This window comes from Pseudomonas sp. A214 (assembly GCF_900156295.1).
In the GTDB taxonomy this organism is placed as follows: domain Bacteria; phylum Pseudomonadota; class Gammaproteobacteria; order Pseudomonadales; family Pseudomonadaceae; genus Aquipseudomonas; species Aquipseudomonas rhizophila.
In genome coordinates this window covers 3529592-3555279 of sequence record NZ_LT707062.1, presented here as the reverse complement: position 1 = coordinate 3555279, position 25688 = coordinate 3529592, and the positions used below count along the sequence as shown (strand labels likewise).

24 protein-coding genes are annotated in these 25688 nt (G+C 62.5%); 20 read left to right on the top strand and 4 right to left on the bottom strand.

What is annotated here, in order from left to right; translation table 11 throughout:
* Positions 1-4: 4 nt before the first annotated feature.
* Entirely contained in the window at positions 5-466 is a 462-nt protein-coding gene (locus BW979_RS15965) for a hypothetical protein (protein WP_047225739.1), read from the bottom strand.
* Between the two features lie 223 nt (positions 467-689).
* Between BW979_RS15965 and tssB the strand changes: the two genes are divergently transcribed.
* The 10 genes from tssB (at position 690) to BW979_RS15910 (ending at position 12311) form a co-directional block, all read left to right on the top strand.
* Positions 690-1247 carry a type VI secretion system contractile sheath small subunit gene (gene tssB / locus BW979_RS15955; RefSeq protein ID WP_047225738.1) on the top strand — a complete coding sequence of 186 codons (558 nt, stop codon included), beginning with the start codon at positions 690-692 and terminating at the stop codon, positions 1245-1247.
* Between the two features lie 30 nt (positions 1248-1277).
* A complete protein-coding gene (gene tssC, locus BW979_RS15950; protein ID WP_047225737.1) occupies positions 1278-2759 on the top strand; it encodes a type VI secretion system contractile sheath large subunit in 1482 nt (493 codons plus the stop codon).
* 206 nt (positions 2760-2965) lie between these two features.
* On the top strand, positions 2966-3463 hold the full coding sequence (locus BW979_RS15945) for an Hcp family type VI secretion system effector (RefSeq protein WP_047225736.1): 498 nt from the start codon (positions 2966-2968) through the stop codon (positions 3461-3463).
* A 13-nt stretch (positions 3464-3476) separates the two neighbouring features.
* Positions 3477-3920 (top strand): type VI secretion system baseplate subunit TssE, encoded by a 444-nt coding sequence (gene tssE / locus BW979_RS15940; protein WP_047225735.1) that lies wholly within the window; start codon positions 3477-3479, stop codon positions 3918-3920.
* Positions 3904-5694 (top strand): type VI secretion system baseplate subunit TssF, encoded by a 1791-nt coding sequence (tssF, locus tag BW979_RS15935; protein ID WP_076384393.1) that lies wholly within the window; start codon positions 3904-3906, stop codon positions 5692-5694. Before tssE ends, tssF begins: the two co-directional genes overlap by 17 nt.
* A complete protein-coding gene (tssG, locus tag BW979_RS15930; RefSeq protein ID WP_076384391.1) occupies positions 5658-6683 on the top strand; it encodes a type VI secretion system baseplate subunit TssG in 1026 nt (341 codons plus the stop codon). The genes tssF and tssG overlap by 37 nt, the downstream gene beginning before the upstream one ends.
* A gap of 1 nt (position 6684) precedes the next feature.
* Positions 6685-9228, top strand: a complete 2544-nt coding sequence (gene tssH / locus BW979_RS15925; protein ID WP_047225732.1) for a type VI secretion system ATPase TssH — start codon at positions 6685-6687, stop codon at positions 9226-9228.
* Positions 9229-9283: 55 nt separating this feature from the next.
* Complete coding sequence (locus tag BW979_RS15920) at positions 9284-9727, top strand: hypothetical protein (RefSeq protein ID WP_047225731.1); 444 nt, start codon at positions 9284-9286, stop codon at positions 9725-9727.
* An 18-nt stretch (positions 9728-9745) separates the two neighbouring features.
* A complete protein-coding gene (tssI, locus tag BW979_RS15915) occupies positions 9746-11755 on the top strand; it encodes a type VI secretion system tip protein VgrG (RefSeq protein WP_047225730.1) in 2010 nt (669 codons plus the stop codon).
* A 13-nt stretch (positions 11756-11768) separates the two neighbouring features.
* Positions 11769-12311, top strand: a complete 543-nt coding sequence (locus tag BW979_RS15910) for a toxin-antitoxin system YwqK family antitoxin (RefSeq protein ID WP_076384389.1) — start codon at positions 11769-11771, stop codon at positions 12309-12311.
* Positions 12312-12455: 144 nt separating this feature from the next.
* Here the strand turns inward: BW979_RS15910 and BW979_RS15905 are convergent, their stop codons facing one another.
* Positions 12456-12851, bottom strand: coding sequence for a DUF4280 domain-containing protein (locus tag BW979_RS15905; protein WP_047225728.1), 396 nt, complete (start codon positions 12849-12851; stop codon positions 12456-12458).
* 180 nt (positions 12852-13031) lie between these two features.
* On the opposite strand from BW979_RS15905, the gene BW979_RS15900 reads away from it, so the two are divergent.
* The 3 genes from BW979_RS15900 (at position 13032) to BW979_RS15890 (ending at position 16219) form a co-directional block, all read left to right on the top strand.
* On the top strand, positions 13032-14099 hold the full coding sequence (locus BW979_RS15900) for a phosphotransferase family protein (protein WP_076384387.1): 1068 nt from the start codon (positions 13032-13034) through the stop codon (positions 14097-14099).
* A 24-nt stretch (positions 14100-14123) separates the two neighbouring features.
* A complete protein-coding gene (locus BW979_RS15895) occupies positions 14124-14891 on the top strand; it encodes an SDR family oxidoreductase (RefSeq protein ID WP_047225726.1) in 768 nt (255 codons plus the stop codon).
* Positions 14892-15106: 215 nt separating this feature from the next.
* Positions 15107-16219 carry a Gfo/Idh/MocA family protein gene (locus BW979_RS15890; RefSeq protein ID WP_047225725.1) on the top strand — a complete coding sequence of 371 codons (1113 nt, stop codon included), beginning with the start codon at positions 15107-15109 and terminating at the stop codon, positions 16217-16219.
* Positions 16220-16376: 157 nt separating this feature from the next.
* Here BW979_RS15890 and BW979_RS15885 read toward each other — a convergent pair whose 3' ends face one another.
* Both BW979_RS15885 and BW979_RS15880 read right to left on the bottom strand, forming a co-directional pair.
* Positions 16377-17816: an FAD/NAD(P)-binding protein gene (locus BW979_RS15885; protein WP_076384385.1), complete on the bottom strand. Its 1440-nt coding sequence runs from the start codon at positions 17814-17816 to the stop codon at positions 16377-16379.
* Positions 17817-17831: 15 nt separating this feature from the next.
* Positions 17832-18395, bottom strand: a complete 564-nt coding sequence (locus BW979_RS15880; protein ID WP_047225723.1) for a helix-turn-helix domain-containing protein — start codon at positions 18393-18395, stop codon at positions 17832-17834.
* Here BW979_RS15880 and BW979_RS15875 point away from each other — a divergent pair.
* The 7 genes from BW979_RS15875 (at position 18390) to BW979_RS15845 (ending at position 25666) form a co-directional block, all read left to right on the top strand.
* Positions 18390-19415, top strand: coding sequence for a DMT family transporter (locus BW979_RS15875; protein ID WP_047225722.1), 1026 nt, complete (start codon positions 18390-18392; stop codon positions 19413-19415). The two genes, BW979_RS15880 and BW979_RS15875, sit on opposite strands and share 6 nt — an antisense overlap.
* 181 nt (positions 19416-19596) lie before the next feature.
* The gene (locus BW979_RS15870) at positions 19597-22524 is read left to right on the top strand and encodes a monovalent cation/H+ antiporter subunit A (RefSeq protein ID WP_047225721.1); all 2928 of its coding nucleotides are present in this window, start codon (positions 19597-19599) and stop codon (positions 22522-22524) included.
* A complete protein-coding gene (locus BW979_RS15865; protein ID WP_047225720.1) occupies positions 22524-22868 on the top strand; it encodes a Na+/H+ antiporter subunit C in 345 nt (114 codons plus the stop codon). Before BW979_RS15870 ends, BW979_RS15865 begins: the two co-directional genes overlap by 1 nt.
* Positions 22865-24547 (top strand): monovalent cation/H+ antiporter subunit D, encoded by a 1683-nt coding sequence (locus BW979_RS15860; RefSeq protein ID WP_047225719.1) that lies wholly within the window; start codon positions 22865-22867, stop codon positions 24545-24547. Before BW979_RS15865 ends, BW979_RS15860 begins: the two co-directional genes overlap by 4 nt.
* Positions 24544-25032 (top strand): Na+/H+ antiporter subunit E, encoded by a 489-nt coding sequence (locus BW979_RS15855; RefSeq protein WP_047225718.1) that lies wholly within the window; start codon positions 24544-24546, stop codon positions 25030-25032. The genes BW979_RS15860 and BW979_RS15855 overlap by 4 nt, the downstream gene beginning before the upstream one ends.
* On the top strand, positions 25029-25307 hold the full coding sequence (locus BW979_RS15850) for a K+/H+ antiporter subunit F (RefSeq protein ID WP_047225717.1): 279 nt from the start codon (positions 25029-25031) through the stop codon (positions 25305-25307). Before BW979_RS15855 ends, BW979_RS15850 begins: the two co-directional genes overlap by 4 nt.
* Positions 25304-25666, top strand: coding sequence for a Na+/H+ antiporter subunit G (locus BW979_RS15845; RefSeq protein WP_076384383.1), 363 nt, complete (start codon positions 25304-25306; stop codon positions 25664-25666). The genes BW979_RS15850 and BW979_RS15845 overlap by 4 nt, the downstream gene beginning before the upstream one ends.
* Positions 25667-25688 lie beyond the last annotated feature (22 nt).

The window sequence follows — 25688 nt, the reverse complement described above, 5'->3', positions numbered from 1 at the left end:
TCACTCAAGGCTGACTGGCAAGTTGGCCATCGTTCACCAGGGTCATCTCACGACTTTCGAACTTCAGCCAAGCCTGGCGCTGATCGTCCAGCCGAAGCCGGTGGGCTCCGGGAGTGTTATAGCTGGCGAAGACCAAAAGTCCAGCGGCGCGCCTGCCCTCCAGAGGGAAGGGTTGACGGTCGATGAATTGCCCCGGCACCAGCTCCAGCCCCCACACCGACATGAGTTGACGATAGTCGCGCTGGAACTGTTCGCGCTCGGCAAACCACTGGCGTGCGCTGATTCCCGACAGCTGCTTGAGCAGATCCGGGTCGTTCACGGCGACAAAATCCACTGCGATGGGTGTGTCGTCATTGGCTCGGGGCGCGACGTCCAGGGTCAGGCTGTCGAGGTCGACACTGGGAGCAAACAGCGAACAACCGGTGAGCGCGACGCTCAAAAAAAATCCGGAAAAAAGAACACGCAAAATGAATCTTCCTTTTCTCAGCGGTCAAAAATTGTTTTTGCTTGCATTTTTATAGACCTGTTCTAGCGTCTTGGGTAGTTCGACCCACACAGTCGAATGCACCAGGTTCGTCAAGGGAATGACAGGTCTACTGCCCTCCATTTGCAACCTGCGGATCAGCAAGGGAATGCGATGAGCGGGCCCCCCGATGCATTGCTCCCTACATGCATCGGAGTCGGCCGCCATGGCAGAAAGTACCCAGCACAAGCTCGACAGAGTCCGTCCTCCCCGCGTCCAGATCACCTATGACGTGGAAATCGGCAATGCCATCGAAAAGAAAGAATTGCCACTGGTGGTCGGCATTCTGGCCGACCTCTCGGGCAAACCACTGGACCCGCTGCCCAAGCTCAACGAGCGGCGCTTCACCGAAATCGATCGCGACAATTTCAACGAGGTACTGGCCTCCATCTCCCCTCGCGCCACGCTCCAGGTGAATAACACCCTCAGCGGTGACGACAGCAAGCTCAACATCGAACTCAACTTCCGCCACATCGACGACTTCGATCCGGTCAAGGTTGTGGAGCAGGTCACGCCCCTGCGCCGACTGTTCGAAGCCCGCCAGCGTCTGCGGGACCTGCTGACCAAGCTTGATGGCAACGACGACCTGGACAAGCTGCTGCGCGATGTGATCGCCAACACCGAAGGCCTGCAAGAGATCAAGTCAGCCCGCCCTCAGGATGCGCAAGACCTGCCGACCGAAGCCGCCAACGATGACCCAGCCCCGGCCGAACCACAGGCCTGATCGCGCTCATCACTCAAGGGAGATAAAGCCATGCCTGCTTCATCCAGCGCTCAAACCAGCGAGAGCACGACCCAGACCCTGTCCCTGCTGGACAAGATCATCGCCGAAGGCCGCATGGCCCACGACGACAGCCAGCAGGACTACGCCCGCGACATGCTGGCCGAATTCGCCACCCAGGTCCTCGACGAAGGCATGGCCATCGACAAGGACACCGTGGCCATGATCAACGACCGCATCAGCCAGATCGATCAGTTGATCAGCGCCCAGCTCAACGAAGTGCTGCACCACCCCGAACTGCAAAAACTCGAAGCCTCCTGGCGCGGCCTGCATCTGCTGGTGCAGAACACTGAAACCAGCACGCGGCTTAAACTGCGCTTGCTCAACGTGACCCAGAAAGAACTGCAGAACGATCTGGAAAAAGCCGTCGAGTTTGACCAGAGCGCGCTGTTCAAGAAGATCTACGAGGAAGAATACGGCACCTTCGGCGGGCATCCGTTCAGCCTGCTGGTGGGCGACTACACGTTTGGACGCCACCCCCAGGATATCGGCCTGCTGGAAAAACTGTCGAACGTCGCCGCCGCCGCGCACGCGCCGTTCATTGCCGCCGCCAGCCCCCGGTTGTTCGACATGACCAGCTTCACCGAGCTGGCCGTGCCCCGTGACCTGTCGAAAATTTTCGAAAGCCAGGAGCTGATCAAGTGGCGCTCGTTCCGCGAAAGCGAGGATTCGCGCTACGTGTCCCTGGTGCTGCCGCACTTTCTGCTGCGCCTGCCCTACGGCCCGGACACACTGCCGGTGGAAGGCATCAACTACGTCGAGGACGTCAACGGCACCGACCACAGTAAATACCTGTGGGGCAACGCCGCCTGGGCGCTGTCGCAACGCATCACCGAAGCCTTCGCCAAATATGGCTGGTGCGCGGCGATTCGCGGGGCCGAAGGCGGTGGCGCGGTAGCAGGCCTGCCGGCCCATACCTTCCGCACCAGCTCCGGGGACCTGTCGCTCAAATGCCCGACCGAAGTGGCGATCACCGACCGGCGCGAAAAAGAACTCAACGACCTGGGCTTCATTTCCCTGTGCCACAAGAAAAACAGTGACGTGGCAGTGTTCTTCGGCGGCCAGACCACCAACAAGGCCAAGCTCTACAACACCAACGAGGCCAACGCCAACGCGCGAATCTCGGCGATGTTGCCGTATGTGCTCGCTGCCTCGCGTTTCGCCCATTACCTGAAGGTCATCATGCGCGACAAAGTCGGCAGCTTCATGACCCGCGACAACGTGCAGACCTACCTCAATAACTGGATCGCCGATTACGTGCTGATCAACGACAACGCGCCGCAAGAGATCAAGGCGCAGTACCCGTTGCGCGAAGCGCGGGTGGACGTCACGGAAGTGGCGGGCAAGCCAGGGGCCTACAAGGCCACGGTGTTCCTGCGGCCGCACTTCCAGTTGGAGGAGCTGACTGCTTCCATCCGCCTGGTGGCGACCCTGCCGCCGCCGGTAGCGGCCTGACGGCCGAAACCTTTGGCGAGGAGCTTGTGGCGAGGGGATTTATCCCCGCTGGGCTGCGCAGCAGCCCCCTAAGCGGTCCACTTAGGGTGGTCAGATTTAGGGCCGCTTCGCGCCCCAGCGGGGATAAATCCCCTCGCCACAGGTTCGGCGTTCGTTTTTAACGGTATTGGGCCCCCCCATCTCGTCTTATTCAGGAGTTCCACACAATGGATGCGATCATTCTCGACCTCGGCGGCGACATCAAGGGCGACAGCCTGCTTGAGGGTTTCACGGACAAAATCGAAGTCATGTCCTACAGCCACAACGTGGCGATGCAAGTCACCAATGACGTCAGCAACTCGGAACGTACGTCCGGCAGGCCCCACATCGGCGAATTCACCCTGACTAAATTCGTCGACAGTTCTACCCCCACCCTCAACGAATATTGCTGCGCCGGTAAACCGATCCCCGAAGCCATCATCACCATCGGTCGCAACGCTGCCGAAGGCAGCGGTCAGATCATGCCGTTCATCGTCTACACCCTGACCAACGTCGTGCTGTCCAACGTCAGCGTCAGTGGCGGTACAGGCGGCAAACCGGTGGAAACCCTGTCGCTGAACTTCACCAAGATCAAATGGGAACTCACCGCGCAGAAAGACGACGGCACCAAGGAAGGCACGGCGGGCACGACGTGGGACCTGGCGGCCAACAAGATGACCAAGTAAGGAAGCCGCGCCCATGGCTGGCTTCGGGCTTCGCCCTCCTCTGTTCGAACGCCTGGCCAGCCCGGCGCAAGACCCTGAGCGGGCGTTCGACCGGCAGGCGCTGCAGGACTCGGTTCATGCCGAACTGCTGCGCCTGTTCAACACCCGACGCGGCCCGAAGGCGCTGACCGAGCCGCCGAGCATTCTGGATTACGGCATCGCTGACTGGACGGCGCTACAACAGCAGCGCAGCGATGACCGTCGCCAACTGACTCGCGAGATCCGTCAGGCCATCAACCACTTCGAACCGCGCCTGCGATTGGGCGAGGTCCAGGTCAACCCTGTGCCGGGTCATCCCCAGCAACTGAACATACGGCTATTGGGCGAGTTGCGCGGTGATCAGCACTCATGGCCTGTGGCATTTGTCATCGAGCCCGCCGGCGACGGCCTTGAGGTACGACATGAGCGACTCGATTGACCCGCAACTGCTGGATTACTACCAGCGTGAATTGACCTGGCTGCGGCATGCCGGAAGCCTGTTCGCCGAGCGTTACCCCAAGGTCGCCAGGCGTCTGGAGCTGTCTCCCGGCGAATGCCCGGACCCGCATGTCGAGCGACTGCTGGAGGGCTTCGCACTGCTGGCCGCCCGCTTGCAGCGAAGACTGGACGACGACTACGCCGAGTTCAGCGATGCCTTGCTCGAACAGCTTTACCCTCTGGCCCTGCGTCCTCTGCCGTCCTGCGCCATCGTGCAGTTCGAGCCCGACCCGAGCAAAGGCAACCTCAATGAAGGCTACCCCCTGCCCCGGGACACGCCCTTGTTCGTCACCACCGACAAGGGGCAGAGCATTCATTTTCGCACCACGGCCGCCGTGCGCCTGTGGCCGGTCGAAGTCAGTGAAGCGTTGCTGCTGGGCAGCGATGAGGCTCAGGCGCTGACGGGGGTGGTGCAGGCGCGTTCCGCCTTGCGCCTGAACCTGCGTTGCCTGGGGGAAAGCCAATGGTCGACGCTGGGGATCGATTCTCTGCGGGTGCACCTGGCAGCCTCACCAATGATCAACGCCTGGCTGTATGACCTGCTCGGCGCCCATGCCGTGAAGGTCCTGGCCGGCCCACCGGGCAGCGTGCCGGAACCCCTGACCGGCCTGCCGGAGATCGTCGGTTTCGCCAGTGATCAAGCCTTGCTGCCGGACGAGGACGGGGTGCATCCCGGCATGCGCCTGCTGGCGGAATACTTTGCCTTCCCCGACAAATTCGGCTTTTTCGACCTGCCACTGGCCGGAGCGTCCAGCGACAGCCAAGCGTTGTACCTGTACATCGTGTTCGACCGTGCCCCCGTCAGCCGCCTTCCGCTCCAGGCCAGCGACATCGCCCTGGGCTGCGCGCCAGTGATCAACCTGTTCCCCAGGACGTCCGAGCCGCTACGCCCGGACGGCACCCGCAGCGAATACCGCCTGGTGGCCGACAGTCATCGAGAGAACAGCGTCGAGATCCACAGCATCCGCGGCATGCGCGCGACGTCGAGCCAGGGGGTGCGCAAACTACCGGCCTATTACGGCAGCCAGCACGGCAACGATCAGGCCTATTACTGGCATGCGCGACGAGTCAGCGGCATGAGCCCCAATCGCCTGGGCACCGATTTGATGGTCAGCCTGGTGGACACTCAGTTCGACCCGCTGGCTGACACGCGGGACTACAGCCTCACCGCCGAGTTGCTGTGCACCAACCGCCATCTGGCCCAGAGCCTACCGTCCGGCACCGCGCTGGGTTTTGAGCGTCCCGGGCCGGTGGCCTGGGCTCGCCTGCGCAACCCGCCCAGCCCGCAAAGCCTGCCACGCCTGGATGGCGAATCGCGCTGGAGACTGGTGTCGCAATTGACCCTCAACCACCTGTCGCTGGTGGAAGGTCCCCAGGCTCTCGACGCGCTGCGGGAAATTCTCGAATTGCACAATCTGCGGGACGAGGCCAGCGCCCGGCGACAGATCGCCGGGGTGCTGGAACTGACCTGTGACCGGGTCATCGCCCATGTCGGCGAAGACGCCTGGCGCGGGTGGCGCAACGGGTTGCAAGTAAGCCTGCAACTAGACCCGCAACACTTCGTCGGCAGCAGTGCCGTGCTGTTCTCCGGGGTGCTGGCGCAGTTCTTTTCCCTCTATGCCACCGCCAATCGTTTCGTGCGCACCGTACTCGTTCAGTCGGACAGGGAGGTGAAAACATGGCAACCCCAAGCCGGCAAACCCCTGACGCTCTGAACCTGAGCGAACGTTTGCGGCGCGACCCGCATCGTTTCGAATGGCTTCAGGCATTGCTGGTGCTGGAGCGCGAACAGCCCCAGGCCGAAACCCTGGGCAGCGGCACCGCGCCCCACGCCGAAGCCCTGCGCCTGCGGGGACCGCTGACACCGCTGTTCGCCGCCAGTGAAGTCGAAAGCCTGAAGCAAGAGCCCGGCACGGCACCCATCCTGACCACGCCGATCTTTGGCCTCGGCGGCCCCGACGGCCCCTTGCCCTACGCCTATCAGGAATGGCTGCAACAACGGGCACGGGCGCGCGATCATGCGCCGGCGGAGTTTCTCGACCTGTTCCAGCATCGTCTGCTCAGCCTGCTCTACAAAGTGATGCGCAAACACCGCATCGCCCTGGGTTTTACCGCACCGGCGGCGTCTGCCGTGCAGGCGCAATTGCGTGCATTGACCGGCCTGCTGCCCAAGGCGTTGCAAGAACGCCAGGCCGCACCCGATGCGGGCGTGCTGGCGTGTACCGCACTGTACGCCGATGGCCGGCGCTCCTTGGCCGGGTTTGCAGCCATCGTGCGCGAACAGTTCGGGCTGCCGGTGGAACTGACCGCCTACAAAGGTGGCTGGCGCGAAATTCCTCCCGCCAGCCGCAGCCGCTTGCAGCCCGGCGGGCGCAACTTGCGCTTGGGCCACAGCGCGGTCGCCGGCACTCGGGTCTGGGACGAACATGCCGGCGTGCGCCTGACCCTCGGCCCGCTGACCGCGGTTCAGGCCAATGCATTGCTGCCCACCGGCGAGACCCATCCGTTACTCGCCAGCCTTTACGCCTTGTACTTCGGTCCCGATCTGGATTGCACCCTGGTGCTGCTGATCCGTGGCGCCGGGCCACTGCAACTGGTTCGCCAGGCGCCGCCACGATTGAGCTGGAACGGTGGCCTGCAACGCCAGCCGAACCTTGCCGTACAACGGATCGAAACTCGCCTTCGTCAGCCGGAGATCGCCTGAAATGGAACTGGCCAGCCTGATCGGACGCCTCAACCCGGACAACCGTCGCGCCCTGGAACGCGCCGCGCAACGCTGCCTGCAACGCAGCCATCACTATGTGGAAATCGAGCACCTGCTGCTGGAACTGCTGGACATCGAAGGCGGTGACTTCGCCTGTCTGTTGCCGCGCTTTGGCCTGGAGCGCGACGCGGTGGCGGCAGAAATCAACAAGGCCCTGGAGCTGTTCAAATCCGGCAGTACCCGCACGCCGGCCCTGTCGACGCAAACCATCGGCCTGCTGGAGGACGCCGTGGTGCAAGCCAGCGTGCTGGGCCTGGACAGCATTCGTTCCGGCTTGTTGTTGCTGGCACTGCTGGACCGTGATGAGCGTCGCAGCCTGTTGCTCAACAGTGCCTCGTCGCTGCTGCGCATTCCCCGGGAGGCCTTGCGCGCCCATCTGTTGGAATGGACCGAAAGCTCGCGGGAACATGTCGGCGGCGTGCGCCCGGTAAAACCCGGTGAGGCACCACCGAAACAGGACCCGGTGCTCGACCAATACACCCAGGACCTGACCGCCGACGCTCGGGACGGACGCATCGATCCCATCGTCGGACGCGACGGTGAGATTCGTCAGTGCATCGATATCCTGCTCAGACGTCGGCAGAACAACCCGATCCTGGTGGGCCCGCCGGGCGTCGGCAAAACCGCCGTGGTGGAAGGGCTGGCCCTGCGCATTGCCGCAGGCGACGTGCCACCGTCGTTGCAGGAGGTCACTTTGCGCGTGCTGGATCTGGGCCTGTTGCAGGCCGGCGCGGGCGTCAAGGGCGAGTTCGAACAGCGTCTCAAAGGCGTGATTGACGCTGTACGCAGCGCTGAAAAACCGATCATTCTGTTTATCGACGAAGCCCATACCCTGATCGGTGCCGGCGGCGCTGAAGGTGGCAGCGACGCGGCCAACCTGCTCAAACCGGCCCTGGCCCGGGGTGAACTGCGCACCCTGGCCGCCACCACCTGGCTGGAATACAAAAAATACTTCGAGAAAGACCCGGCCCTCGCCCGTCGCTTCCAACTGGTGCAGGTCGAAGAACCGGACGAACTCACCGCCGTGGAAATGCTCCGTGGCGTAGCGACCAAACTGGAACAACATCACGGCGTACACGTGCTGGATGCGGCCATTCAGGAGGCGGTGAAACTGTCCCACCGCTACATTTCCGGGCGACAGTTGCCGGACAAAGCCATCAGCGTGCTCGACACCGCCTGCGCGCGGGTCGCCCTCGGCCAACACGATGTGCCGCCGCCCCTGGAAAGCCTGCGCCACCGCCAGAACAGCCTCAAGGACGAAGTCGAACGCTTGCGCCGTGAGCAGGCCACCGGGCTGGATCACCGCGAGCGCATCACCCTGCTGGAAACCGAGTCGAGCGGCAACGTGCAGGCCATCCGCGAGCTGGAGACCCGCTGGGGTGAAGAGCGCGAAGCGGTGCGCGAACTGCTCGACACCCGCCGCGAGCTGCTGGCCTTGAGCGAGCGCGCCGACGGTGAAAAGCCCGACACCGAGATCGATAACCGCATCGACCACCTGGCTGCCGAACTGCTGCGTCTGGAGGCCGGCCTGGATGCCATTCGCCAGGACGATCCGCTGGTACCCGAACAGGTGGACAGCAAGACCGTCGCCGCCGTGATCGCCGGCTGGACCGGCATCCCGGTAGGCAAGATGCTCGCCGACGAAGCCCACGCCGTGCGCACCCTCGGTCAGCGCATGGGCCTGCGGGTTATGGGCCAGGACACCGCGTTGAACACCATCGCTCAGCGCCTGCAAGCCTACCGCGCCGGCCTGACCGATCCGCAGAAGCCGGTCGGCGTATTCCTGCTGGTGGGCCCCACCGGCGTGGGCAAGACCGAAACCGCCTACGCCCTGGCCGATGCCCTTTATGGCGGCGAACGTAACCTGATCAGCATCAACCTTTCGGAATACCAGGAAGCCCACACCGTCAGCCAGCTCAAGGGCGCCCCGCCCGGCTATGTCGGCTACGGCAGCGGCGGTGTGCTCACCGAAGCGGTGCGGCGCAAACCCTACTCGGTGGTGTTGCTGGATGAAATCGAAAAGGCCCACCCGGATGTGCTCGAGGCCTTCTACAACGTCTTCGACAAAGGCCTGATGGAAGACGGCACCGGCCTGGTGGTGGACTTCAAGAACACGGTGATGCTCGCCACCAGCAACGTCGGCGCCGAACTGCTACTGGACACGCCAGCCGCGCAACTGGGCAGCGACGCGTTCAACGAAGCCTTGCATAAAGTCTTGCTGCAAGCGTTTCGCCCCGCATTCCTGGCGCGCATGACGGTGGTGGCGTATCGGCCGCTGGATGAGGCGACGCTGGAAGCCATTGTCCTGGCCAAGCTGGAGAAACTGCGTGGGCGGTATAAGGCCGCGACCGGCAAGCAGTTCGAGTTCGACGCAGGGATCGTCAAGGCCGTGTTGGCCAAGTGCAGCGCGGCAGGAGCAAGGGATGTGGAGAATGTGTTGATGACGCAGGTGACGGGGAAGTTGGCGGAGTGGGTGTTGGAGTGACAAACCGTCGTGGTTCATCGCCTGTTAAGACTTTCTGAGTTGGACCGGAGCCCTTATGAAGTTCTATCACTACACCACCCAGTCAGCGGCCAAATCCATCACTGATAATCAAATCGGCACCCCCGCCGTCCGGGAGTGGAAATGCACGATGAATCAACCTCAAAAGTGGGCCTGGTTCAAAAAGCAGCATGAAGAAGGTTTCTATTTAACGACCATACCACCGTCTGAAATACGAGAGAAAAAAGAAAAACTCGGCATTAGCAAACTGTCAGAAGTCTATGTTTTGTATTTCAACCTCGCATGGATAAAACCAAAACAGATGAAGAAAGTGGATGATTACGTAAATAGCGGATTCATCAAGATTAAAAAAGTTGGCGAGCCTGACAAAATTTGCGCTCAACGCATTGGGGTCAATACCAATCAACTGGACAATGTTCCTTTCCCGGTTGAGTCATGTTTATGGGCAGGCCCGGTCGAAGGATTTCCTGACGATATTTAAAGGCGCTGAGGACAATCAATGCCCCGCTCCACCGACAGCAACACCACCCTCTCCCTCACCGCGGCCACGCTGTCGGCGCTGTATCCGGAATCGCTGTCCGGCGAAGAGAGCCTCAATGCGTTGGGCTCGCACATCCTCAACGGCATCAACGACGGCCCCTCGCTGACCCTCACCAGCGCTGTCGCCAGCCATGTCACCATGACGCTGCACAAGGACGCCTTGTTGCGCCCGCTGGATTTTCTGGTCGCGGAGATCCGCCAGCTCCCCGCCGACGCCACCGCCGAACGCTATCAACTTTTATTGCGCCCGTGGCTTTGGTGGCTGACCCTGGCGAGCAACAATCGGGTGTTTCAGAACCTCGCCACCTCGGACATCGTCACCACGATTTTCAAGGCCCATGGTTTCACCGATTTCCAGCTCAAACTCACCGGCAGCTACACACCACGCGAATACTGTGTGCAATACGGCGAAACCGATCTGGCCTTTGTTTCGCGGTTGATGGAAGAAGACGGAATCTTCTGGTTTTTCAGCCACGAACAAGGCACGCACACGCTGGTGCTGGCTGACAACAATGATGCGTTCTTGCCGATCCCCAATGGCCCGACGGTGAATTATCTCGGGCAGAAAATAGGTGATCGGGAACTGCATGGCATCCGCTCAGGCCAGGTGTGCCTGCAAGCGGTGGCCGGGGTCTACCAGGCAACCGACTACCAATTCACCACGCCAACGACTTCGCTCTACAGCCAGGCCGAAGCCGTCGCCGGGCCGAGTTCGATATACGAGCATCCGGGCGGCTATGACGCCAAGGGCCAGGGCGATGCGTTGACCAAACAACGGGTGGATGGCCTGCGCAGTCAGGAGAAGCGGTTTGTCGGCGAAAGCGACTGCCGTTGGCTGGTGCCGGGGTATTGGTTCACCCTCGCCGGCCATGAAGACTCGACGCTGAATATCGATTGGGTGGTGACCTCGGTCAGCCACGAAGCCAGCCACGATAGCTACCGAAACCGCTTCGAGGCGATTCCCAAGGCCACGACTTATCGACCGCCCCGCACCACGCAAAAACCCCGCATGCACACCCAGACGGCACTGGTGGTGGGCAAGGCCGGTGAAGAAATCTGGACCGACGAATACGGGCGGATCAAGTTGCAGTTCCCCTGGGACCGCACCGGCAAGAACGACGAGAGTTCATCCTGCTGGGTTCGTGTGGTTTTGCCCTGGAGCGGCAAGGGGTTTGGCATGCAGTTCGTGCCGCGCATCGGCCAGGAGGTCATCGTCACCTTCATCGACGGCGACCCCGACCGGCCGCTGGTGACCGGTTGTGTCTACAACGGCGACAACGCCCTGCCCTACGCGCTGCCGGCCAACCAGACCCAGTCCGGGATCAAGACCAACTCGTCCAAGGGCGGCGGCGGTTTCAACGAATTGCGCTTCGAGGACAAGAAGGACGCCGAGGAGGTTTTTCTCCAGGCCCAGAAAGACTTCAACATCAACGTGCTCAACGACACCACCGCCACGGTCGGTCACGATGAAACCCTCACGGTGCAGAACGCGCGCACCCGCACGGTCAAGGAAGGCGACGAAACCGTCACCCTGGAAAAGGGCAAACGCAGCGTGACCATCCAGACCGGCAGCGACAGCCTCGATGTGAAGGACACTCGCACCGTGACCGTGGGTTCGGACCAGAACCACAGCACCGGGGGCAACTACGCGCACAAGGTCACCGGTAACTATGAACTGACGGTGGACGGCAACCTGACCATCAAGGTCAGTGGCACCCTGACCCTGCAAAGCGGCGGCAGTTTCGCGATCAAGAGCGGTGCCGACCTGGCGGCCCAGGCCAGCACGTCCATCAGCCAAAAGGCTGGAACCGCCCTGAGCAACCAGGCCGGTACGTCATTGGAAAACAAGGCCGGCACCACCCTGACCAACGACGCCGGCATCAGCCTGGTGAACAAGGCCGCCGCCGAACAGACCGTGGACGGCGGCGGCATGCTGACCATCAAGGGCGGCCTGGTGAAGGTCAACTGACGGGAGCGCGCCGATGACCTCGAAAAAACTCGACGTGGAGCGTGGCGACAGTCACCTGAGCGGGCAACTGGTCGACGGCCACCTCGACGGCCCGCTGCAGATTGAGGAGGCCCAGCGCCCGCAAGCGAAACTCAACTATCAGCAAGGTGAGCTGCAAGGCACCAGCACGCTGTATCACCCCAACGGTAAAGTCTCCGCGGTGTTGCCCTTCGTCAAAGGCAAACTGCAGGGCGTGGCAAGCTTCTACGCCGCCGAAGGCGGGCTGCAGCGCCAGGCCACTTATCGGGGTGGGTTGCTGCACGGTGAAGCGAACAACTATTTCCCCGATGGGCAACTGGCCGAGTCCGAGTTCTATCGTGACGGTGTGCGTGACGGTCGTTATCGACGCATGCACCCCAATGGCAACCCCGCCGTCGACGCCCGCTACCTCAACGGCCAACTGCTGGAACCGGCACACGCTTATGCCGAAGACGGCCGACCACTGGACGCCGAGGGCAAGCCGATTTCCAGGGTGCGCTGGTGGTTCAGGCGCTGGAGTGATCCGGCGCAAGCATAATTATTATCTTTCCCCTTACCCATGTGGGAGCGAGCCTGCTCGCGATGACGGTGGTACAGCCAACATCTCCACCAACTGAACCGCCGCTATCGCGAGCAAGCTCGCTCCCACAGGAAATCTTCCCTACCTGTAGGTCCGAACCAATCAAGGAATGAGCATCTGCACCTGCCCCGGCACGACGATCTTGATCACCCCGGCCCAGGTACACATCAGGGTGCTGTTGGCATCGATGGCCGGCATGTTGCCCAGCAGCAAGGTCGGTGGGCCGCCGGGGATCCAGGGCGTAGCGGTGGCAGGAATGCACGGCATGGGTGTCAGCACGCCCAATGCCGCGGCAGTCGCAGCGGCGACGGTCGGGTTAGCCAGGCTTTGACACATGCCGAAGGTGGTGATGTTCACCAGAGGAATGTGATCCATGATATTCGCCGCCGGCATCCCGCCGGTCAGCAGCCGATTGACCGGCAGCACATTGAGCACCGCCGGGGCGGCGCCGAAACTGCATTGCAAGGTTGCGGTGCCACAGACTTGCGGGCATCCCATCGCGATGGCTCCCTGAAAAGCGGCAGACGCTGAAACCATAGCTCATCCACCCGGCATCAGGCCCGCTGATTATCCTGCAACACGCTAACCTATAAGACCCTGGCGTGCTTGTGACGCCTCTCACCTGCCATTAGATTAGCCAATGATCGATGGCCTCCAAAATAAGCAGAAGGGATAAGCATGGCGTTTACTGATCAGTCCACCCGTGTCCGCGACGGTGAAGAACTCGATGCCAGTCTGATCGACCCGTACCTCAAGGCCCACATTCCAGGCCTGACCGGTACGCCGCAGATCAGCCAGTTTCCCGGTGGTGCTTCGAACCTGACTTACCTGCTGGAATACCCTGAACAGGAATTCGTCCTGCGGCGTCCGCCGTTCGGCCATAAAGCCAAGTCCGCCCACGACATGGGTCGTGAGTTCCGCATCCTCAATCAGTTGCGCGAAGGTTTCCCCTATTGCCCGAAAGCCTACGTGCACTGCACCGACGAGTCGGTGATGGGCGCCGAGTTCTACGTGATGGAGCGGGTCAAAGGCATCATCCTGCGCTCCGACCTGCCGCCGGAACTGGGTTTTGACGCTGCCCGTACCGAAGCCCTGTGCAAGAGCTTCATCGACCGCCTCGTCGAACTGCATCAGGTTGACTACAAGGCCTGCGGCCTGGCCGACCTGGGCAAGCCCGAAGGCTACGTGGCCCGGCAGATCCGTGGCTGGAGCGACCGTTACGAAAAAGCCCTGACCCCGGACGCGCCGAAATGGGAGGCGGTCAAGGCTTGGCTCAACGAGAAGATGCCTGCCGACCACCCCACCTCCAGCATCGTGCACAACGACTACCGCTTCGACAACGTGATCCTCGACCCAGAAAACCCGATGCAGATCATCGGCGTGCTGGACTGGGAACTGACCACCATTGGCGACCCGCTGATGGACCTGGGCAACAGCCTCGCCTACTGGATCGAAGCCGGCGATCCGGCCCCGGTACAACTGATGCGCCGCCAGCCCAGCCATGCACCGGGCATGCTGACCCGTCGCGAGTTCGTCGATTACTACGCCGAACGCTCCGGGATCCGCATCGACAATTTCGACTTCTATTACACCTACGGCCTGTTCCGTCTGGCCGGCATCGTCCAACAGATCTACTACCGCTTCTTCCATGGCCAGACCCAGGACAAACGCTTCGCGCAGTTCGTTCAGATGAACAAACTGCTGGAGCAGATGAGCCTGCAGGTCATCAGCAAATCCACGCTCTGAGCGCATCTATAACAAGGAAACAGCATGTCCAAGACTCAGTTGTTCGACCTCGACGGTAAAATCGCTTTCGTTTCCGGCGCCAGCCGCGGCATCGGCGAGGCCATCGCCAAACTGCTGGCCCAGCAAGGCGCCCATGTGATCGTCTCGAGCCGCAAACTCGAGGGTTGCCAGCACGTGGCCGATGCCATCATCGCCGCTGGCGGCAAAGCGACCGCCATCGCCTGCCACATCGGTGAAATGGAACAGATCAGCCAGGTATTTGCCGGTATCCGCGAGCAGTTCGGGCGCCTGGACATCCTGGTGAACAACGCCGCCACCAACCCGCAGTTCTGCAACGTGCTGGACACTGACCTGGGGGCATTCCAGAAAACCGTCGACGTGAACATTCGCGGCTATTTCTTCATGTCGGTCGAAGCCGGCAAGCTGATGCGCGAAAACGGTGGCGGCAGCATCATCAACGTGGCGTCGATCAATGGCATCTCGCCGGGGATCTTCCAGGGCATCTACTCGGTGACCAAGGCCGCGGTCATCAACATGACCAAGGTGTTCGCCAAGGAATGCGCGCAATTCGGCATCCGCTGCAATGCCTTGCTGCCGGGCCTTACCGACACCAAGTTCGCCTCGGCGCTGGTCAAGAACGACGCGATCCTGAAAACCGCCCTGGCGCAGATCCCGCTCAAGCGCGTGGCCGATCCAAGCGAAATGGCCGGCGCGGTGCTGTACCTGGCCAGTGATGCGTCCAGCTATACCACCGGTGTGGCGCTGAATGTGGATGGGGGTTTCCTCTCCTGATGATGTTTCCCCTGTGGGAGCGAGCCTGCTCGCGATGACGTTGGATCAGCCAGCATTGATGTCACTGATCCACCGCTATCGCGAGCAGGCTCGCTCCCACAGGGGGTGGTGCAGTGAGCGCCAACAAAAGAATATTTATTCCAGTATTTGCAATATGCGAATATTTATTCCATAAAGAGCCCTTCTGAAAATAAAAACTCAAAGGGCTCTTTCTCATGCGCGAACTCGGCATCGGTCTGATTGGCACTGGCTTTATGGGCCGTGCCCATGCCTTGGCGTTTCACAATGCCAAAGCGGTGTTCGACCTCCCCCTGAACCTGACACTGGCGGCGCTGGCCGATGCCGATCCCCAGCGTGCCCGGCAGTGCGCCCAGAGCTGGGGGTTCGAGACGGCCCACAGCGACTGGCAACAACTGATCGACGACCCGAAGGTCGGCCTGATCGCCATCACCACGCCCAACCATTTGCACTTCCCGATGGCCATGGCTGCGCTGGCAGCGGGCAAGCCGGTTTATTGTGAAAAGCCCCTGGCCGTGTCGCTGGAACAGGCCGACCAGATGCAACGGGCAGCCAAGGCGGCCGGCGTGGTCACGCGGGTCGGCTACAACTACCAGCACAATCCAGTCATTCAACGGGCGCGTGACATGATCCGGCGCGGGGAACTGGGGCAGATCATCAGTTTCCAGGGCGAGTTCAGCGAAGACTTCATGGCCGATCCGACCTCACCATGGTCATGGCGCTGCGAAGCCGCCCACGCTGGCGGCGCATTGGCGGACCTGGGCAGTCACTTGCTGGCCATGGCCCGTCATTTATTGGGCGATGTCGAGGCCGTGTGTGCCGACAGCCAGACCGTACACAGCCAACGCCCCGCCAGTGCCGGCAACACTGAGCAGCGCACCATCGCCGTGGATGACCAGGTCCACGCCCTGCTGCGCTTCACCAGCGGCGCCCGAGGCACGGTCAGCAGCAGTTGGCTCAAGCACGGCTACAAGAATCACCTGAGTTTTGAGATCAGCGGCACGCTCGGCACCTTGGCGTTCGATCAGGAACGGCTGAATGAACTGCGCCTGTGCCGCGTCGGCCACGGGGGCTTCCAACGTCTGCTGGCCGGCCCGGATCTGCCGGGCTATGCCGCGTTCAGCCCAGCGGCCGGGCATCAGTTGGGGTACAACGAATTGAAGACCCTGGAAGTCCAGGAACTGATCATGGCCCTCGCTGGCCAAGGCGGCGACGGGACCGATTTTGCAGAAGCCTGGGAAGTGGAGCGGCTGGCGGCGGCGATTCGCCTGGCGGCGAGGGAACAGCGCTGGGTGACCGTGACTGGCTGACACACTGCCGATTTGTGCCGCCCTTTGTGGCGAGGGGATTTATCCCCGCTGGGTCGCGCAGCGGCCCCAAAAAATCTGCCTGATACACCGAGGCGTCAGCTTTAGGGGCGCTTCGCACCCCAGCGGGGATAAATCCCCTCGCCACGGGGGACAATGTTCAGGTTGATTGCAACTGAACCAACCGTGCCGCCAGCGCCTTGGCCTGGCTCGCCACATCGGTCACGGCGGTGCTTTCCCACCACATCCCGCGCAACGGTGGCCCCATGGCGAACAGACGACTGGCAGGCTCGCCCTGGGCATCCAGCACCGCGCCATCGGGACGGGCGGCGATGCCCAGGGCCAGCGGGCCGGGCTGGACCAATCCGCGAGCCAGCAGTTGTTGGGGCAACGGTCGTGCAACCCGGCGCCAATCGTATTCAATGCCACTGGAGTTGATCAGCGCAGCCCCCTGCACCACCGTCAGGTCTGCCTCGCCCCTTCGGCGAATGCGGATGTTCACCGCTCCCTCGGCAGACGGCGCCAGCCCCTTGAACGACGCTGCCTGGATCCGCAACCGCCCTTCCTCGTGCAACCGCGCCACCAGCTCAGCGCTCAAAGGCGGCGAACGATGATGATGGCTCTCCCACCAGGGTCGTACATGCCGCACGAATTGCCGGCGCTGCACCTCGCTGGCCTGGCTCCACAAGCGCCCGATGTGCGCACGCACCGTGTCCAGAGGGGCCTGCCAGTCGATGCCTTCGGCCTGGGCCTGACGGCATTGCTCACGCAGAGCGCGCATTAATTGGCGTGGCGAGCGGAGGCTGTGATCGGCGGCGAGAAAGTCCACCCACTCAGGCGGTTGTCGACGCACATGGGGCAGCAGGCCATGGCGGGAAAACACTTCGATAGGTCCGCGATGCCCGGCCTGCTCGAGGGACACCACGGCATCCACCATCGTCAGCCCTGAGCCAATGATCAACACCGTGGATTGCGGATCGAGCCGACGCATCGCCGCTACATCCCAAGGGTCCAGCGCGGCGGCATTCAAGCCGCTGGATTCGGTCTGCGGGGTGCGCGCCGCCGGGAACATGCCGGTGGCGAGCACCGCGCAACGTCCGCGCAACGTCTGGCCATCGTCAAGCGTCAGCAGCACGGCATCACCGGCGACCTGCAGATCCACGGCCTCCCCGCGCACATGCTCCGCCACAGAGCCATTGCGGGCTCCCAGCGCCCGGGCTTCGGCCAGACGCTGCTGCACATATAAACCAAAGATTCCCCGGGGCGGGAACAGCTCGCTGACCGGTACATGCTGCTGATCCGACTCGGGCCAACCACCGGCTTCGATGAATTCGGCGAGCCATTGAGTCAAGTCATCGGCGTTGTCCGGATCGACGCTCATTCGCGCGGCGTTGCCGTTCAAGGTGTGGCCCAGCTCCACGGCGCTGTAGGCCTCGCCCCGGCCCAACTCGCTGCGCGGCTCAACGATCAGCACGTTGCGCCGGCCAGGCAGGCGCAGTAGCTGCGCCGCCAGCATGGCTCCGCTCAGACCACCGCCGATGATCAGGACATCGGCCTCGCGGGTGATGCTGCTGCCAGGTCGATCCAGCGCTGTATGCATGTCGCTCTCCAGGAATCAAATCACCACGTTGCGTACGAATCTCGTCGCCACCGGACCCTCATTGCGATAGGCATGGGGCTGGTTGCTGGCAAACATGAAAAACTCACCGGCGCCTATCTGGTGCTCTGCGCTGCCCAGCGTCAGGGTCAGGCAGCCTTCGAACACATAGAGCTGCTCGCTCCAGCCATCGGCATCAGGTTCGGATGGGTAATGCTCACCGGGCTCCAGGCGCCATTCCCAAAGTTCGACTTCGCGACTGGCGGTGGCCTTGGCCAGCAGCACGGCTTTGCTGCCGGGGATGGTACCGGCCCAGGCCAGTTCGTTGATGCGACTCGGGTCGCGGGCATCGGGGGCCTGAATCAAGTCGCTAAAGGCCACGTCGAGGGCTTCGGCGACACGGTCAAGGGTGGTCAGGCTGACGTTCTTTTCGCCGGCCTCGATGGCCACCAACATGCGCCGGCTGACCCCTGAAAGTTCGGCCAGGGTTGTCTGACTGAGCTGCGCGGCGTGCCGCAGGCGGCGGACGTTCTGGCTGACGTGTTGCAGGACGGATGCCCGCTGGCCGTTTTCTTTGTGCACTATATTGCTCATCTGCTGGGGTTGCGCATTATACTGCCCACCTTCTTCGGGCGCATTGTGCGTCCGCCTCAAGTGGCGCGCAAGGTCATGGCATCGGTGAACTCCCCTCAAGCTTCCTCCCGTTTCTCAAGGTTCAGCAAGGCCGAATGCGTGCTGGTGCTGATCACCATGATCTGGGGCGGGACTTTCTTGCTGGTGCAACACGCCATGACGGTCAGCGGGCCGATGTTTTTCGTGGGCCTGCGGTTTGCCGCCGCTGCTGCCTTTGTCGCGCTGTTTTCGTGGCGGCATCTGCGGGACCTGACCCTGTTCGAACTCAAGGCCGGGAGCTTCATCGGCGTGGCGATCATGCTCGGCTATGGCTTGCAGACCGTCGGCCTGCAGACCATTCCCAGCAGCCAATCGGCGTTCATCACCGCACTTTACGTGCCGTTCGTGCCGCTGTTGCAGTGGCTGGTGCTGGGCCGTCGGCCCGGCTTGATGCCGAGCCTGGGCATCATGCTGGCCTTCACCGGGTTGATGCTGGTGTCGGGCCCGGCCGGGGCATCGTTGAATTTCAGCCCCGGTGAAATCGCCACGCTGATCAGCGCCATCGCCATTGCCGCCGAAATCATCCTGATCAGTGCCTACGCCGGCCAGGTCGATGTGCGCCGGGTAACCGTGGTGCAACTGGCAAGCACGGCGGTGCTGGCATTTTTGATGGTCGTGCCCACCCAGGAAAGAATTCCGGACTTTTCCTGGCTATTGCTGATCAGCGCCGTGGGCCTGGGGGCGGCCAGCGCGGCGATCCAGGTGGCGATGAACTGGGCGCAGAAAAGCGTCTCGCCCACCCGCGCCACGCTGATCTATGCCGGCGAGCCCGTGTGGGCCGGTATCGCCGGGCGCCTGGCCGGCGAGCGGTTGCCGGCGATTGCGCTGGTAGGTGCGGTGTTGATCGTGGCGGCGGTGATCGTCAGTGAACTGAAAACCCGCGGCAAAATTGTCAACGAGGCGGATGAGGTGCTCGAGCGCGAACGCTGAGGCAATCGAAAAACCTTTCGAGAAGTTTTGCCTCTAGGAAGATCGCCGTCTTCGGCGGCTCCTACCCCACGCAAAATAGGAAAACTCCACCGGCCTTGTAGGATTCTGCGACAGGCTGGCGGTTGGTGATCGGACGCTCGCCACGTATGATCCCTGACAAACTCCCGCCGAATAGAAGCCTATGTCACTGATAGTTCTATTGCTTTTGCCCTTCATCGGCAGCTGTGTCGCGGCGCTGCTGCCGCATAACGCCCGTAACGCCGAATCCTTGCTGGCAGGCCTCGTGGCCTTGGTCGGCACCGTTCAGGTGGCTTTGCTGTACCCGCAAATCGCCGACGGCGGTGTGATTCGTGAGGAGTACTTCTGGCTACCGAGCCTGGGCCTGAATGTCGTGCTGCGCCTGGACGGTTTCGCCTGGCTGTTCGCGATGCTGGTGCTGGGCATAGGCACGCTGGTGTCGCTGTATGCCCGCTACTACATGTCGCCGGACGATCCGGTACCGCGTTTCTTTGCGTTTTTCCTGGCCTTCATGGGCGCCATGCTTGGCCTGGTGATTTCCGGCAACCTGATCCAGATGGTGTTTTTCTGGGAACTGACCAGCCTGTTCTCATTCCTGCTGATCGGCTATTGGCATCACCGCGCCGATGCCCGACGCGGTGCCTACATGGCCTTGATGGTGACCGGGGCCGGCGGGCTGTGCCTGTTGGCCGGCGTGATGATCCTCGGCCATGTGGTGGGCAGCTATGACCTGGACAAGGTCCTGGCTGCCGGCAACGTGATCCGTGACCACGCCCTCTACCCCATCCTGCTGCCGCTGATCCTGATCGGCGCGCTGAGCAAAAGCGCGCAGTTCCCTTTCCACTTCTGGCTTCCCCATGCCATGGCCGCGCCCACTCCGGTATCGGCGTATCTGCATTCGGCCACCATGGTCAAGGCCGGCGTATTCCTGCTGGCGCGGTTGTGGCCGTCGCTGTCGGGCAGTGAACAATGGTTCTACATCGTCGGCGGCGCCGGGGCCTGTACGTTGTTGCTGGGCGCCTACTGCGCGATGTTTCAGAACGATCTCAAGGGCCTGCTGGCCTACTCCACCATCAGCCATCTGGGGTTGATCACCCTGCTGCTGGGCCTCAACAGTCCGCTGGCGGCGGTGGCGGCGGTGTTTCATATTCTTAACCACGCCACCTTCAAAGCCTCGCTGTTCATGGCCGCCGGGATCATCGACCACGAAAGCGGCACCCGCGATATTCGAAGGCTCAGCGGCCTGGTGCGGCTGATTCCGTTCACCGCCACCCTGGCCATGGTCGCCAGCGCGGCGATGGCCGGGGTGCCGCTGCTCAACGGGTTCCTGTCCAAGGAAATGTTCTTCGCCGAAACCGTGTTTATCTCCGCCACGGCCTGGGTCGAGCTGGCGCTACCCATCATCGCCACCATTGCCGGGACCTTCAGCGTCGCCTACTCCCTGCGCTTTACCGTGGACGTGTTCTTCGGCCCCCCGGCCACCGACCTGCCCCATACCCCCCATGAACCGCCACGCTGGATGCGAGCACCGGTGGAGTTGCTGGTGTTCGCCTGTCTGCTGGTGGGCATTTTCCCGGCCCAGGTGGTCGGCTCGTTGCTGGCCGCCGCTGCGTTGCCGGTGGTGGGCGGCCCGTTGCCCGAGTACAGCCTGGCGATCTGGCATGGCCTGAACGCGCCGATGATCATGAGCCTGGTGGCGATGTCCGGCGGCATCGTGCTTTATCTGCTGCTGCGCAATCAGTTCAAACTGGGCCACATCAAGCATCCACCGTTCATTGGCCGATTCAGCGGCAAGCGGCTGTTCGAGCGCTGCCTGGTGCTGATGATGCGCCAGGGCCGACGGCTGGAGCGCAAGATCAGCACCCGGCGCCTGCAAGCGCAGCTGTTCTGGCTGGTGCTGGCCGCCGTACTGGCCGGGCTGATCCCGATGCTCAACAGCACGTTGGTGTGGGGTGACCGGCCGAAGATCCCTGGCTCCATCGTGTTCGTGACCCTGTGGCTGCTGGCAATTGCCTGTGCCCTGGGCGCGGCCTGGCAAGCCAAGTATCACCGGCTCGCGGCCCTGACCATGGTCAGCGTCTGCGGCCTGATGACCTGCGTGACCTTCGTCTGGTTCTCGGCCCCCGATCTGGCCCTGACGCAACTGGCCGTGGAAGTGGTCACCACCGTGCTGATCCTGCTGGGCCTGCGCTGGTTGCCCCGGCGGATCGAGGATGCAGCGCCGCGACCCAACAGCGAACGACGCGCGCGCATCCGCCGCCTGCGGGACTTACTGCTGTCCATCGCCGTGGGTGGCGGCATGGCGCTGCTGTCCTACGCAATGCTGACCCGTCAGACACCCAACGATATTTCATCGTTTTACCTGAGCCGGGCCTTGCCCGAGGGCGGCGGCAGCAACGTGGTGAACGTGATGCTGGTGGATTTCCGTGGCTTCGACACCCTTGGCGAGGTCACGGTGCTGGTGGCGGTGGCCCTGGCGGTCTTCGCCCTGCTGCGACGTTTCCGGCCACCCAAGGAAAGCATGCAGCTACCGGCCCAACAGCGTCTGCTGGCGCCCGACGTGGTCACTGACCTGGTCAACCCGCGCCACGCCAGTGATACCGCGCTGGGGTTCATGATGGTGCCGTCGGTGCTGGTGCGTTTGCTGCTGCCGATCTCCCTGGTGGTGTCGTTCTACCTGTTCATGCGCGGACACAACCAACCCGGTGGCGGTTTCGTGGCCGGGCTGGTGATGTCGGTGGCGTTCATCCTGCAATACATGGTCGCCGGCACCCAATGGGTCGAAGCGCAAATGAGCCTGCGTCCGCTGCGCTGGATGGGCACGGGGCTGTTGTTCGCCACGGTCACGGGGCTTGGAGCGATGGCCGTGGGTTATCCATTCCTGACCACCCACACCTGGCATTTCGAGTTGCCGGTGCTGGGTGATATTCATTTGGCCAGCGCGCTGTTCTTCGACATCGGCGTCTACGCCGTGGTGGTCGGTTCGACCCTGTTGATTCTCACCGCCCTGGCTCACCAGTCGGTGCGGGCCCACAAGCCTGGCCTGCATCCAAAACCCATTGCACAACCGGTAGCGGGAGGCGCGGCCTGATGGAAGAAGTCATCGCAATAGCAATCGGCGTGCTGGCCGCCTCCGGGGTCTGGCTGGTGCTGCGGCCACGGACGTTCCAAGTGGTCATGGGCCTGTGCCTGCTGTCCTATGGCGTCAATCTGTTCATCTTCAGCATGGGCAGCCTGTTCATCGGCAAGGAACCGATCATCAAGGACGGCATACCCCAGGACCTGCTGCATTACACCGACCCACTGCCCCAGGCGCTGGTCCTCACTGCGATTGTGATCAGCTTCGCCATGACCGCGCTGTTCCTGGTGGTCCTGCTGGCTTCCCGGGGCTTGACCGGCACGGACCATGTGGACGGTCGGGAGCCCAAGGAATGATGTTGACGCCTCATTTGATCGCCGCGCCGATCCTGCTGCCGCTTTTGACCGCTGCGCTGATGCTCATGCTGGGTGAGAAGCATCGCCCGCTCAAAGCGCGGATCAATCTGTTTTCCAGCCTGCTGGGCCTGGGCATCGCCATGCTGTTGTTGCATTGGACCCAGGACCAGGCCCTGCCCGCCTCCATCGGCGTGTACCTGCCGGGCAACTGGCAGGCGCCGTTCGGCATCGTATTGGTGGTCGATCGTCTGTCGGCGTTGATGCTGGTGTTGACCGGCATCATCGGCGTCAGTGCCTTGCTGTTCGCCACAGCCCGCTGGGATCGCGCCGGCGCGAGTTTCCATGCGCTGTTCCAGATCCAGTTGATGGGCCTCTATGGGGCCTTCTTGACCGCGGATCTGTTCAATCTGTTTGTGTTCTTCGAGGTGCTGCTGGCAGCTTCGTACGGTTTGATGCTGCACGGCTCGGGCCGGGCGCGGGTGTCGTCGGGGTTGCACTACATTTCCATCAACCTGCTGGCCTCCTCGCTGTTCCTGATCGGCGCGGCGCTGATCTATGGCGTCACCGGCACATTGAACATGGCTGACCTGGCGTTGAAGGTGCCCCTGGTGCCGGAAGCCGACCGGGGCTTGCTGCACGCCGGGGCGGGCATCCTGGCGGTGGCGTTCCTGGCCAAGGCCGGCATGTGGCCGCTGAACTTCTGGCTGGTGCCGGCCTACAGCGCCGCCAGTGCGCCGGTGGCGGCCCTGTTCGCGATCATGACCAAGGTGGGCGTCTACACGATCCTGCGCCTGTGGACGTTGCTGTTCTCCGGCCAAGCCGGTGCCTCGGCATATTTCGGCGGCGACTGGCTGATCTACGGCGGCATGGCGACGATCATCTGTGCCGCCATCGCCATTCTTGCGGCCCAGCGCCTGGAGCGCATGGCCAGCCTGAGTATCCTGGTGTCCGCCGGAATCCTGTTGTCGGCCATCGGCTTTGCCCAGCCAAACCTGGTGGGTGCGGCGCTGTTTTATCTGGTGAGCTCGACCCTGGCACTCTGTGCGTTGTTCTTGCTGGCCGAGCTGATCGAACGCTCGCGCTCGGCCAATGAACCGTCGCTGGAGGACGATCTCGATGTCCTGCCTCGGCCACTGGAATCCTTGCAACCGCCCAAGGGCATCAACCTCGATGACGAACAGAAAGCCGTCATCGGGCAAGTCATTCCCTGGACCATGGCCTTCCTCGGCTTGAGTTTCATCGCCTGCACGCTGTTGGTGGTGGGCATGCCGCCACTTTCGGGGTTCATCGGCAAGCTGGGGCTCATGAGCGCATTGCTCAATCCTCAGGGGTTTGGGGACAGTGTGGAACCGGTGTCGAACCAGGCGTGGGGCTTGTTGGCGCTGTTGATCCTGTCGGGGCTGGCGTCGTTGATCGCTTTCTCGCGCCTGGGTATCCAGCGTTTCTGGACGCCGCAAGAACGACCGTCCCCCTTGTTGCGACCTTCCGAATGCCTGCCGATCATCGTGCTCCTGGGGTTGGGCATCGCGCTGACCTTCAAGGCCGAGCCACTGCTGCGCTACACCCAGGAGGCGGCCGCCGGGCTGAACACCCCCGAACATTATGTGATGTCGGTGCTCGCTACCCGCCCCGTCCCCGGCCCGAAAGCGGACAGCACACTGACAGAGGTGCAACCATGAAACGTCTGTTTCCTGCTCCGTGGTTGTCCCTGGCACTCTGGTTGCTCTGGCTGCTGTTGAACCTGTCCCTCAGTGCAGGGCATCTGCTGCTGGGAGCGGCACTGGGCGTGCTGGCACCTTTAATGATGCGCCCGTTGCGCCCCAGGCCCATCCATATTCGGCGGCCCTGGGCAGTGCTGCGGTTGTTCCTGCTGGTGGGTCGCGAAGTGCTGGTGTCCAATCTGGCCGTGGCCTGGAGTGTGATCAACGCTGGACACCACCCACCTCGCTCGCGGTTCATCAAGGTGCCGCTGGACCTGCACGATGCCAATGGCCTGGCGGCGCTGTCGATGATCACCACAGTGATTCCCGGCACGGTCTGGTCGGAACTGGCCCTGGATCGCAGCGTCCTGCTGCTGCACGTGTTCGATCTGGAAGACGAAGCGGCATTCATTACGCACTTCAAGACCACCTTCGAGCGGCCGCTGATGGAGATTTTCGAATGAGCCCATTGCTGTCCAACGCGATCCTGTTGAGCCTGTTCCTGTTCTCCCTGACGATGGTGCTGACCTTGCTGCGCCTGTTCAAGGGACCGTCAGCGCAAGACCGGGTACTGGCCCTGGACTATCTGTACATCGTGGCGATGCTGATGATGCTGGTGCTGGGCATTCGTTACGCCAGTGACACCTATTTCGAGGCGGCGCTGATGATCGCCCTGTTCGGCTTTGTCGGCTCGTTCGCCCTGGCCAAGTTCCTGTTGCGCGGCGAGGTGATTGAATGAGCGGCGAACTGTCGATGTGGGTCGAAATTCCCGTGGCGATCCTGCTGGTGCTCAGCAGCCTGTTCGCCCTGGCCGGAGCGATCGGTCTGGTGCGTTTGAAGGATTATTTCCAGCGCATGCACCCGCCGGCCCTGGCTTCAACATTGGGCGCCTGGTGCGTGGCGCTGGCCTCGATCATCTATTTTTCAGCGCTCAAGTCCGCGCCGGTTCTGCATGCCTGGCTGATACCGATCCTGCTGTCCATCACGGTACCGGTGACCACCCTGTTGCTGGCCCGCGCCGCGTTGTTTCGCAAACGCATGGCCGGGGATGACGTACCGGCGGAAGTCAGCAGCCGCAGGACCGAGCACGGCGACTGACCAATTCCTGCGGCGTGTCCGT

Excerpts from the sequence above, each read along its gene's own strand:
- tssB (WP_047225738.1), top strand. The coding sequence starts at position 690 with ATGGCAGAAAGTACCCAGCACAAGCTCGACAGAGTCCGTCCTCCCCGC.
- tssC (WP_047225737.1), top strand. The coding sequence starts at position 1,278 with ATGCCTGCTTCATCCAGCGCTCAAACCAGCGAGAGCACGACCCAGACC.
- BW979_RS15945 (WP_047225736.1), top strand. The coding sequence starts at position 2,966 with ATGGATGCGATCATTCTCGACCTCGGCGGCGACATCAAGGGCGACAGC.
- tssE (WP_047225735.1), top strand. The coding sequence starts at position 3,477 with ATGGCTGGCTTCGGGCTTCGCCCTCCTCTGTTCGAACGCCTGGCCAGC.
- tssF (WP_076384393.1), top strand. The coding sequence starts at position 3,904 with ATGAGCGACTCGATTGACCCGCAACTGCTGGATTACTACCAGCGTGAA.
- tssG (WP_076384391.1), top strand. The coding sequence starts at position 5,658 with ATGGCAACCCCAAGCCGGCAAACCCCTGACGCTCTGAACCTGAGCGAA.
- tssH (WP_047225732.1), top strand. The coding sequence starts at position 6,685 with ATGGAACTGGCCAGCCTGATCGGACGCCTCAACCCGGACAACCGTCGC.
- BW979_RS15920 (WP_047225731.1), top strand. The coding sequence starts at position 9,284 with ATGAAGTTCTATCACTACACCACCCAGTCAGCGGCCAAATCCATCACT.
- tssI (WP_047225730.1), top strand. The coding sequence starts at position 9,746 with ATGCCCCGCTCCACCGACAGCAACACCACCCTCTCCCTCACCGCGGCC.
- BW979_RS15910 (WP_076384389.1), top strand. The coding sequence starts at position 11,769 with ATGACCTCGAAAAAACTCGACGTGGAGCGTGGCGACAGTCACCTGAGC.
- BW979_RS15905 (WP_047225728.1), bottom strand. The coding sequence starts at position 12,851 with ATGGGATGCCCGCAAGTCTGTGGCACCGCAACCTTGCAATGCAGTTTC.
- BW979_RS15900 (WP_076384387.1), top strand. The coding sequence starts at position 13,032 with ATGGCGTTTACTGATCAGTCCACCCGTGTCCGCGACGGTGAAGAACTC.
- BW979_RS15895 (WP_047225726.1), top strand. The coding sequence starts at position 14,124 with ATGTCCAAGACTCAGTTGTTCGACCTCGACGGTAAAATCGCTTTCGTT.
- BW979_RS15890 (WP_047225725.1), top strand. The coding sequence starts at position 15,107 with ATGCGCGAACTCGGCATCGGTCTGATTGGCACTGGCTTTATGGGCCGT.
- BW979_RS15885 (WP_076384385.1), bottom strand. The coding sequence starts at position 17,816 with ATGCATACAGCGCTGGATCGACCTGGCAGCAGCATCACCCGCGAGGCC.
- BW979_RS15870 (WP_047225721.1), top strand. The coding sequence starts at position 19,597 with ATGTCACTGATAGTTCTATTGCTTTTGCCCTTCATCGGCAGCTGTGTC.
- BW979_RS15865 (WP_047225720.1), top strand. The coding sequence starts at position 22,524 with ATGGAAGAAGTCATCGCAATAGCAATCGGCGTGCTGGCCGCCTCCGGG.
- BW979_RS15860 (WP_047225719.1), top strand. The coding sequence starts at position 22,865 with ATGATGTTGACGCCTCATTTGATCGCCGCGCCGATCCTGCTGCCGCTT.
- BW979_RS15855 (WP_047225718.1), top strand. The coding sequence starts at position 24,544 with ATGAAACGTCTGTTTCCTGCTCCGTGGTTGTCCCTGGCACTCTGGTTG.
- BW979_RS15850 (WP_047225717.1), top strand. The coding sequence starts at position 25,029 with ATGAGCCCATTGCTGTCCAACGCGATCCTGTTGAGCCTGTTCCTGTTC.
- BW979_RS15845 (WP_076384383.1), top strand. The coding sequence starts at position 25,304 with ATGAGCGGCGAACTGTCGATGTGGGTCGAAATTCCCGTGGCGATCCTG.